The sequence below is a fragment of the Microbacterium sp. 71-23 genome (genome assembly GCF_001897265.1).
Lineage (GTDB): Bacteria > Actinomycetota > Actinomycetes > Actinomycetales > Microbacteriaceae > Microbacterium > Microbacterium ginsengisoli.
In genome coordinates this window covers 59,034-67,872 of the sequence record NZ_MKSL01000035.1, presented here as the reverse complement: position 1 = coordinate 67,872, position 8,839 = coordinate 59,034, and the positions used below count along the sequence as shown (strand labels likewise).

The 8,839-nt window shown below is 70.9% G+C and carries 9 protein-coding genes and 1 pseudogene; 4 read left to right on the top strand and 6 right to left on the bottom strand.

The window, feature by feature from the left end; all coding sequences use genetic code 11:
* A pseudogene (locus BGO15_RS10965) lies at positions 1–314 on the bottom strand (ABC transporter ATP-binding protein); the annotation flags it as partial.
* Positions 315–459: 145 nt separating this feature from the next.
* On the opposite strand from BGO15_RS10965, the gene BGO15_RS10960 reads away from it, so the two are divergent.
* From BGO15_RS10960 to BGO15_RS10950, 3 genes are read left to right on the top strand one after another with little or no spacing between them, the layout of a single operon-like run.
* Positions 460–1,401 carry an ABC transporter ATP-binding protein gene (locus BGO15_RS10960; protein ID WP_056207900.1) on the top strand — a complete coding sequence of 314 codons (942 nt, stop codon included), beginning with the start codon at positions 460–462 and terminating at the stop codon, positions 1,399–1,401.
* A complete protein-coding gene (locus tag BGO15_RS10955) occupies positions 1,398–2,249 on the top strand; it encodes an ABC transporter permease (protein WP_056207903.1) in 852 nt (283 codons plus the stop codon). The genes BGO15_RS10960 and BGO15_RS10955 overlap by 4 nt, the downstream gene beginning before the upstream one ends.
* Positions 2,246–3,064, top strand: coding sequence for an ABC transporter permease (locus tag BGO15_RS10950; protein ID WP_056207906.1), 819 nt, complete (start codon positions 2,246–2,248; stop codon positions 3,062–3,064). The genes BGO15_RS10955 and BGO15_RS10950 overlap by 4 nt, the downstream gene beginning before the upstream one ends.
* A 70-nt stretch (positions 3,065–3,134) precedes the next feature.
* Here BGO15_RS10950 and BGO15_RS10945 read toward each other — a convergent pair whose 3' ends face one another.
* Entirely contained in the window at positions 3,135–4,616 is a 1,482-nt protein-coding gene (locus BGO15_RS10945; RefSeq protein WP_056518651.1) for an MFS transporter, read from the bottom strand.
* A gap of 204 nt (positions 4,617–4,820) precedes the next feature.
* Here BGO15_RS10945 and BGO15_RS10940 point away from each other — a divergent pair, with 204 nt between their 5' ends.
* Entirely contained in the window at positions 4,821–5,267 is a 447-nt protein-coding gene (locus BGO15_RS10940; RefSeq protein ID WP_056207911.1) for a DUF2269 family protein, read from the top strand.
* 45 nt (positions 5,268–5,312) lie between these two features.
* Here the strand turns inward: BGO15_RS10940 and ribH are convergent, their stop codons facing one another.
* Genes ribH through ribD form a run of 4 tightly spaced genes read right to left on the bottom strand, consistent with a single transcriptional unit; the run spans position 5,313 to position 8,831 of the window.
* Positions 5,313–5,792, bottom strand: coding sequence for a 6,7-dimethyl-8-ribityllumazine synthase (gene ribH, locus BGO15_RS10935; protein WP_045248220.1), 480 nt, complete (start codon positions 5,790–5,792; stop codon positions 5,313–5,315).
* Positions 5,789–7,087 carry a GTP cyclohydrolase II gene (ribA, locus tag BGO15_RS10930; protein ID WP_045248221.1) on the bottom strand — a complete coding sequence of 433 codons (1,299 nt, stop codon included), beginning with the start codon at positions 7,085–7,087 and terminating at the stop codon, positions 5,789–5,791. Before ribA ends, ribH begins: the two co-directional genes overlap by 4 nt.
* A complete protein-coding gene (locus BGO15_RS10925; protein WP_056207914.1) occupies positions 7,084–7,743 on the bottom strand; it encodes a riboflavin synthase in 660 nt (219 codons plus the stop codon). Before BGO15_RS10925 ends, ribA begins: the two co-directional genes overlap by 4 nt.
* Complete coding sequence (gene ribD / locus BGO15_RS10920; RefSeq protein WP_056207916.1) at positions 7,743–8,831, bottom strand: bifunctional diaminohydroxyphosphoribosylaminopyrimidine deaminase/5-amino-6-(5-phosphoribosylamino)uracil reductase RibD; 1,089 nt, start codon at positions 8,829–8,831, stop codon at positions 7,743–7,745. Before ribD ends, BGO15_RS10925 begins: the two co-directional genes overlap by 1 nt.
* Between the last annotated feature and the right edge of the window lie 8 nt (positions 8,832–8,839).

Below are 8,839 nucleotides of genomic sequence, written 5' to 3'. Positions count from 1 at the left end.
ACCGCGGTGCCGGTGCGCTGCAGCAGATAGTGCTGGTACCCGGAGATGAGCGACGTCACGACGACGAGCGCCACGATGGCCCAGACGAGCGGGCCGAGCCCGGTGCCCGACTGCACCTCGGCGATCACCTGCTGCACGACGAGCGGCTGGGCGAGCGTGGTCACCGCGCCGACGACGCTCAGCAGCGCGACGGCGATGAGGGTGCCGCGGTGGTCGGCGAGGAAGGGGAGGAGCTGCCGCACGCTCGCGCGCGGACCGTCGTCCTTCGACGGACGGGCGAACGGGCTGCGACGCGGGGTGGCGGGTGCGGACATGACTTCCTCATCGGTCTCGGCCGGCGCCCCCACGCGCCCGACGGGCGCCTCGGGGGATGCGGCACCGCTCACGAGTATCGCCCCGCACCGGGTCCCGCTCACAATCGACCCGGCGATGTCGCCGCCGCGGGCTACGGTGGATCGCGTGCCAACCCCCGTGATCACCGCTCAGAACCTCGCCAAGTCCTACCGCGTCAAGGGCAAGCCCGACTTCGTCGCCGTCGACGGACTCAGCTTCGAGGTCACGGCCGGGGAGTCGTTCGGGTTGTTGGGGCCGAACGGGGCGGGCAAGTCGACCACCATGAAGATGGTCGGCGCCGTGTCGTCGCGCACCGGGGGGAGTCTCAGCATCCTGGGGCTCGATCCCGACCGCTACGGACCCGAGATCCGCTCGCGCCTGGGCGTCGTGCCCCAGCAGGACAACCTCGACGCCGAGCTCAACGCGCGCGAGAACCTCTACATCTACGGCCGCTACTTCGGCCTGCCGGGAAAGGTCTGCCGCGAGCGCGCCGAGGAGCTGCTCTCGTTCGCGCAGCTCGAGGACAAGGCCACCGCCAAGGTCGATCAGCTCTCCGGTGGCATGAAGCGCCGCCTCACCATCGCCCGGGCTCTTATCAACGAGCCGCGCATCCTGCTGCTCGACGAGCCGACGACCGGCCTCGACCCGCAGGCGCGCCATGTGCTGTGGGACCGGCTGTTCCGGCTGAAGGAGCAGGGCACGACTCTCGTGCTGACGACCCACTACATGGACGAGGCCGAGCAGCTGTGCGACCGCCTGGTCGTCGTCGACAAGGGCCGCATCATGGCCGAGGGGTCGCCCGCGACCCTCATCCGCGAGCATTCGAGTCGCGAGGTGCTCGAGGTGCGCTTCGGCTCCGACCGCAACGAGCAGGTCGCGCCGCAGCTGGCCGGCATCGGCGATCGCGTCGAGGTGCTGCCCGACCGCATCCTCATCTACGCCGACGACGGCGAGGCGGCCCTCGAGCGCATCCACGCCCTGGGACTCGAACCCGTCACCTCGCTCGTGCGCCGCTCGTCGCTCGAGGACGTCTTCCTGCGCCTCACCGGACGGTCGCTGGTCGAATGAGCGAGCTGAGAACCACCCCGACCCTCGACGAGCTGCGCGACGAGGCGCTCGCCTGGGGTCGCACGCCCCGGCGGGCGGGCACCCTGTTCGTGCTCGAGCACTGGCTGCGCGCCATGCGCGCGTACGGCTGGACGATCGTCGTCAACGCGATCGGGCAGCCCATCGTCTACCTGCTCGGCCTCGGCCTCGGCCTCGCCGCGCTCATCGCGGTGCCGATCGACGACGGCACGCAGCACGTGCGCTACGTCGTGTTCGTCGCGCCCGCCCTGCTGGTCACCGCGGCCGTCGCCGTGGCATCCGAGGAGTCGACCTATCCGGTGATGGCGGGCTTCAAATGGCGTCGCTACTTCTTCGGGTTCAACGCCGCGCCGCTCTCGCCCCGGCAGATCGTGAACGGCGTCGCCGCCGGCGCCTGCGTGCGCATGTTCATCGTCGTTGCCGCGTACTACGTGATCATCTGGGTGTTCCAGGCCGTGCCGCACCCCGAGACCGGGTGGCTATCGATCATCGCCGGCGTGCTCGGCGGGCTCGCCTTCGGCGCCCCCCTCATGGCCTACGCGGCCTCCATCGAAGACGACCGCGGCCAGTTCGCGCTCGTGCAGCGGTTCATCTTCATGCCGCTGTTCCTGTTCTCCGGCACGTTCTACCCGCTCGGCAACGTCGGCTGGCTGCAGTGGATCGGGTGGCTCTCGCCGGTGTGGCACGCCTCGGAGCTCTCCCGCATGGTGACCTACGGGCGGGCGATCGAGCCGTGGCTGATCGCCGTGCATCTCGGCTACCTCGTGGTGCTGGCTGCGGTCGGCCTGCTCGCGGCGCACCACTTCTTCGGACGGAGGCTCTCGCGATGACAAGCACCGTCGCCTCCGCACCCGTGCGCGCCGGCAGCGTGCGAGCCCTCTGGGCCGGCAACCCGCAGTCTGTCGTGCAGCGCGGTCTGCTCTCGGCGCGATCGTCGAGCTGGGTGGTCGTGCTCTCCGGCTTCTTCGAGCCCGTCTTCTATCTGCTCGCGATGGGCGTCGGACTCGGCTCCCTCATCCCGGGTGTCACGGTCAACGGCCAGAGCGTCGCGTACGCCGCCTACATCGCCCCGGCACTCCTCGCGGTGTCGGCGATGAACGGTGCCATCTACGACTCGACGTGGAACGTCTTCTTCAAGATGAACTACGGCAAGCTCTACGAGGGCATGTTGGCCACATCTCTCGGCCCGCTCGACGTCGCGCTCGGCGAGATCCTCTACGCGCTGCTGCGGGGGCTCCTCTACGCCTGCGGCTTCATGGTGATCATGCAGGTGCTCGGGCTCAATCTCTCGTTCACCGCGCTCCTCGCCCTCCCCGCGGTGCTGCTGATCGCGTTCGGGTTCGCGAGCGTCGGCATGGCGGTCACGAGCTACATGAAGACCTTCCAGCAGATGGACTGGATCAACTTCGTGCTGCTGCCGATGTTCCTGTTCTCGGCGACGTTCTTCCCGCTGTCGGTCTACCCCGAGCCGGTGCAGTGGATCGTGCAGGCGTTCCCGCTGTGGCACGGCGTCGAGCTCATCCGCGGGCTCACCACCGGCATCCTCACCCCGGCGATGCTCATCCACGTCGGCTACTTCGTGGCGATGATCACCGTCGGGCTCGTCTTCACCACGACGCGACTGCGCGCGCTGTTCCTCGACTGACGTCGCACAGAACGCGGATGCCGCGGGGCGCCCGGCCCCGCGGCATCCGCGTTCTGTCGTGGTGTGCGGTTCAGAGGGAACCCGTCGATCCCACGCCGATGTTGTCGTCGTACGAGGCGTCCTTCGTCTCGCGCGACAGGAGCAGCGCGATGAGGGTGAGCACGGAGCATCCGGTCAGATACAGCCCGACGAGCCACGGCGAACCGCCCGCCGCGGCCCAGAGGGCCACCGCCACGATGGGGGCGAGCGCGGCGCCGAGGATCGACGACACGTTGTACGAGATCGCCGAGCCCGTGTAGCGCACGTTCGTGGGGAACAGCTCCGGCAGGATCGCGCCCATCGGGCCGAAGGTCGAGCCCATCAGCACGAAGCCGAACACGAGGAACGCCTGCGTGAGCGCCCCGGTGAGCTTCGGGTCGGCGTACGGCGCGAGGAACACCGAGAAGGTGAGGCCGAACACGATGATGCCGACCGTCACCCAGATCAGCAGCTTGCGGCGTCCAATCGCGTCGGCGAGGGGGCCGGAGATCAGCGTGAAGATGCCGAAGAAGACCACGCCGATGATCTGCATGATGACGAAGTCGGTGTAGGCGAAGCCTTGGCCGGGCACATAGCTCGCGGCGAACGCCGCGGGATCGAACACCTTGCCGGCCGCCTCCGCGGCCTTCTGTGCGGCCGCGCTCGCCGTCGCGAGAGTGGCCTTGGTGCCGTACGAGAGGGTGAAGCTCGTCATCAGGTAGAAGAGCACGTAGGTCGCCAGCATGATGAACGTGCCGAGCACCAGGTGCCACCAGTGGCGCCGCAGCACCTCGCCGAGCGGGAACTTGCGGATCGCGCCGGTCTTCTCGGCCTTCGTGAACGTCTCCGACTCGACCAGACGCAGACGCACCCACAGGCCGATGATGACCATGACGGCGGAGAAGAGGAACGGCACGCGCCATCCCCAGCTGAGGAAGGCCTCCGAGCGCTGCGCGCCGCCGTCGGGGTGGGGCAGGGCGAAGTTGATGACCAGGAACACGCCGTTGGCGATGATGAAGCCGATGGGGGCGCCCAGCTGCGGGAAGGTGCCGTACCAGGCACGCTTGCCGGCGGGTGCGTTCTCGGTGGCCACGAGGGCAGCGCCCGACCACTCCCCGCCGAGCGCGAAGCCCTGCGCGAGGCGGAGGATCAGCAGCAGCACGGCCGCCCAGACGCCGATCTGGTTGAAGGTGGGCAGGCAGCCGATGAGGAACGTCGCGATGCCCATCGTGAGCAGCGACGTGACGAGGGTGGCCTTGCGGCCGAACCGGTCGCCGAAGTGGCCGAACACGACGGCGCCGATGGGTCGTGCGACCATCGCGGCGCCGAAGACGCCGAACGAGGCGAGCAGCGACGCGGTGTCGTTGCCGGTGGGGAAGAACAGCACCGGGAACACGAGCACCGCCGCCGTGGCGTACGCGTAGAAGTCGTAGAACTCGATCGTGGTGCCGATGAGGCTCGCCGTGATGACGCGCGAGCGCGGATTGGCGGGTGCGGGAGCGGAGGAAGGTGCGGACGAGACAGCCGTAGACATGCAAAACCTGCGTACAGAGAAGGGAGGAGGGGAGCGGTGCCGGAGGCGACGCACCTCGCGGGTGTGCGAGGGCCGGGACCGGGGCGCCACGGGATGGGTGACGCGGACCAGGTGTTCAGCCTACTCTTCGGCGACACCTGTCGGATTCGCGGTCCCCACCGTCCGGGGAGCGGCTCCAGCGATACCTTCACCTACGATGAAGGTATGGACACGCTTCTCGGAATCCTGCACGTCGGCACGGCCGTCTTCATCGTCGGACCGCTCGCGATCCTCCCGCACACCGCCCTGCGGGCGCTGCGCATCCGCAACGTCGACTCGGTGCGCACCCTCGCCACTTCGACGATGGTCTTCGCATGGCTGTCGTTGCTTACGTTCGTCTTCGGGTTCGGCGCCATGGGCATGGCCGATCCGAAGTATCAGCTGACGTTCACGACCCCGTGGATCCTGATCTCGATCATCCTGTACGCCGTCGCGTTCTTGCTGGCGGTGTTCCTGCTCGTCCCGCGCCTGCGCGCCGGGGCCGACGCCATCGAGGCGGCGGGGGCGGATGCCGCGGCGAAGCCCGCCGGCTACGGCGCGATCGCCGGCGTCAGCGGTGTGGTCACCCTGCTGCTCGTCGCGATCGTCGTGCTGATGATCTGGAAGCCCTGAGGCCCGTTCGGCGTCGCGCCCCTCGGCGCGCGACGCCGATCCGTGTCAGGCCCCGCGCAGCTCGCGCAGCGTGAGCGCGGTGCGCAGCGCGGCATCCGCCGCCTCGGCGCCCTTGTCCTCGGTCGACCCGGGGAGGCCCGCGCGGTCGATGCCCTGCTGTTCGTCGTCGAGGGTGAGCACCCCGAACCCGACCGGCTTCCCGGTGTCGAGCGCGACGCGGGTGAGCCCGTCGGTCGCGGCCGACGCGACGAAGTCGAAGTGCGGGGTCCCGCCGCGGATGATCACCCCGAGGGCGACGACCGCGTCGGCTCCGCTCGTGAGTGCGGCCTGAGCGACCACGGGAAGCTCGAACGACCCGGGCACCCGCACGAGGCGCCAGGTGGCGCCGGCGGCGTCGAGCGTGCGGGCCGCTCCGGCGATGAGTCCGTCGGTGATCGTCTCGTGCCACGTGCCGGCGATGACGACGACCTCGATGCCGGTCGCGTCGATCTGATCGGCGGTGCGCGGGGCGCCGTGTCCGCTCATCGGGCGTTCTCCTCGGTGCTGGGGGCCGCCTGGTGGGCGGCGGTGGTGGCGAGCGCCTCGGCGAGAGCGCCGTCGGCGATGATGTGACCCATGCGGTCGCGCTTGGTCTCGAGGTAGCCCTGGTTCGCGGGCCCGACCCCGACGATCAGCGGAACCTGCTCGACGACGTCGACGCCCAGGCGGCGCAGCTGCGCGACCTTGTCGGTGTTGTTCGTCAACAGCCGTACGCGCGCGACGCCGAGGTCCGAGAGGATGCCGGCGGCCGCCGCGTAGTCGCGGGCGTCGGCCGGGAGCCCCAGGGCGAGGTTCGCGTCGACGGTGTCGAGTCCGCGCTCCTGCAGGCTGTACGCGCGCAGCTTGTTGATGAGGCCGATCCCGCGACCCTCGTGGCCGCGCATGTAGATGACGATGCCGCCGTCCTGCTCGATGACGTCGAGGGCGGCGTCGAGCTGCGGGCCGCACTCGCACTTGAGCGAGCCGAACGCCTCGCCCGTGAGGCACTCGGAGTGCACGCGCACCAGCGGGGCCTCCTCGGTGAGCTCGCCCGAGACCACGGCGAGGTGGTCGGTGCCGCTGATGCGGTCGCGGTAGGCGAGGAAGCGGAACACGCCGTGTGACGTCGGCACGAGCGCCTCGGCGCGCAGACTGACGCGACGGCGCGGGCCGGAGGCCGCGGCATCCGTCGGCTCGACCTCGTCGAGATAGGCGATCAGCTGCTCGATCGTGATCACCGGCAGACCGTCGGTCTCGCCGAGCTCGAGCAGCCCGGGCAGTCGCATCATGCTGCCGTCGTCGGACACGATCTCGCAGATGCCGCCGACCGGGGGGAGCCCGGCGAGGCGCATCAGGTCGACAGCTGCCTCGGTGTGACCGGCGCGCTCGCGCACGCCGCCGTCGACGGCGCGCAGCGGCAGGATGTGGCCGGGGCGGATGACGCTCGACGGCGTCGACGCGGCGTCGGCCAGCACGTTGAGGGTGTGCGCGCGGTCCGAGGCGCTGATGCCCGTCGACTGGCGGTCGGCGGCGTCGACGCTGACCGTGTAGGCGGTGCCGCGGGCGTCCTGGTTGACCGGCACCATCGGGGGCAGGTCGAGGCGGTCGGCCCACTCGCCGGGGAGCGGGGCGCAGATGAATCCGCTGGAGTGGCGCACGATCCACGCGATCCACTCCGGGGTCGCGAGGGCGGCGGAGATGATCGCGTCGCCCTCGTTCTCGCGGTTCTCATCGTCGGCGACGATGACGGGCTTGCCCTGACGCAGGGCTTCGAGGGCTTCGGGAATGGTCGACAGGCTCATCGGGAGCCTCCTTCTTCGGGGGACGCAGCGGGGGTGATCGGGGCGCCGGCGGCCGGGAAGGCCAGCAGTCGGCGCACGTGGCGGGCGAGGATGTCGGTCTCGAGGTTCACCGCGTCGCCGACAGCGCGGCGGCCGAGCGTCGTCGCCTCCAGGGTCTCGGGGATGAGCGAGACCTCGAACCAGGGGACGGGTGCCGCGGGCTCGCTGACCGCGCTCACGGTCAGGGACGTGCCGTCGACCGCGATCGATCCCTTGTCGACGACGAGGGGCGCGAGCTCGGTGGGCAGCGAGATGCGCAGCACGCGCCACTGGGCGCCCGGGCGCACCTCGAGCAGTGCGCCGGTGCCGTCGACGTGGCCCTGCACGATGTGGCCGCCCAGGCGTCCGCCCGCGCTCGTCGCGCGCTCGACGTTGACGGGGGTGCCGGCGCCGACGCCCGCGAGGGTCGTGACGTCGAGCGTCTGGCGCATCACGTCGGCGGTGAACCAGTCGTCGCCCTGGTCGATGACGGTGAGGCACACGCCCGAGATCGCGATCGAGTCGCCGTGGTGCGCGTCGGACACCGCCGCGGGCGCCCGCACGGTGAACCGTGCGCCGTCGCCCGAGGGCGAGACATCCGTCACGGTGCCGATCTCTTCCACGATGCCGGTGAACATCAGCTCTCCTTCTCAGAGGTGGTCTCGGATGCCGCGGGCACCGCGACGACCAGCAGGTCGTCGCCGAGCCGCTCGAGGTGGGTGAGGGCGAGGCGGCGCTGGTCGGCGATCGTGTCGACGCCGATCACCCGCAGTGCGGGGTTGTCCCGCCCGTCGGAGCCCGCACCGATGAGCGTCGGGGCGATGTAGGCGAGCACCTCGTCGGCGAGCCCGGCGCGCAGGAACGCGCTCGCGATCGTCGGGCCGCCCTCGACGAACACGCGCTGCACGCCGCGGTCGCGCAGCTCGGACAGCACGGATGCGGCGCGGTCGTCGCCGGGGTGCTCGCCGAAGAGGTTGTGACCGTCGCGCTGCAGGAATCCGCGCGGGTGCGCGCGCACGAGCGCACGGTCGGGCACGATTCGGGCGCCGAGCACGACCGGCAACGGCTGGTGGTCGTAGAGGGTGCCGTCGGGGTGACGGGCGGTGAGGGCCGCGTCATCGACGAGGATCGTGCCGATGCCGGCCACGATCGCGTCGGCCTCGGCGCGGCGACGGTGCACGTCGGCGCGCGCTGCGGCTCCCGTGATCCAGCGGCTCGTGCCGTCGGCGGCGGCTGCGCGGCCGTCGAGCGACTGCGCCCACTTGACGGTGACGTGCGGACGGCCGAGCCGCTGCACGGTCAGCCACGAGTCGAGCAGGGATGCCGCGGCATCCGCCTCGAGGCCCGACTCCACGTCGACGCCGCCGTCGCGCAGGGTGTCGCCCCCGCCGTGGGCGTTCTCGGTCGGATCGGGGAGCGCGTACACCACGCGGGCGACGCCGGCGGCGAGCAGCGCCTGCGCGCAGGGGCCGGTGCGGCCGGTGTGGTTGCACGGCTCGAGAGTGACGATCGCTGTCGCACCCTGCGCCTCGCCCGGGGCGAGCCGCGAGAGCGCGTCGACCTCGGCGTGCGCGGTTCCGGCGCCGCGGTGGAAGCCCTCGGCGAGCACGTCGCCGGTGGGGGAGAGGATCACGGCGCCGACCTGCGGGTTGACGCCGCGCGGGCCTTCGGCGGCGAGTGCGAGGGCACGTTGCATCGCCGCGTGTTCGGCGGGGGTCGTGCTCATGTCGTCTC

What these genes read in the sequence shown, in the direction of transcription:
- BGO15_RS10955 (WP_056207903.1), top strand. Translation starts at nt 1,398, where the DNA reads ATGAGCGAGCTGAGAACCACCCCGACCCTCGACGAGCTGCGCGACGAG.
- BGO15_RS10950 (WP_056207906.1), top strand. Translation starts at nt 2,246, where the DNA reads ATGACAAGCACCGTCGCCTCCGCACCCGTGCGCGCCGGCAGCGTGCGA.
- BGO15_RS10945 (WP_056518651.1), bottom strand. Translation starts at nt 4,616, where the DNA reads ATGTCTACGGCTGTCTCGTCCGCACCTTCCTCCGCTCCCGCACCCGCC.
- BGO15_RS10940 (WP_056207911.1), top strand. Translation starts at nt 4,821, where the DNA reads ATGGACACGCTTCTCGGAATCCTGCACGTCGGCACGGCCGTCTTCATC.
- ribH (WP_045248220.1), bottom strand. Translation starts at nt 5,792, where the DNA reads ATGAGCGGACACGGCGCCCCGCGCACCGCCGATCAGATCGACGCGACC.
- ribA (WP_045248221.1), bottom strand. Translation starts at nt 7,087, where the DNA reads ATGAGCCTGTCGACCATTCCCGAAGCCCTCGAAGCCCTGCGTCAGGGC.
- BGO15_RS10925 (WP_056207914.1), bottom strand. Translation starts at nt 7,743, where the DNA reads ATGTTCACCGGCATCGTGGAAGAGATCGGCACCGTGACGGATGTCTCG.
- ribD (WP_056207916.1), bottom strand. Translation starts at nt 8,831, where the DNA reads ATGAGCACGACCCCCGCCGAACACGCGGCGATGCAACGTGCCCTCGCA.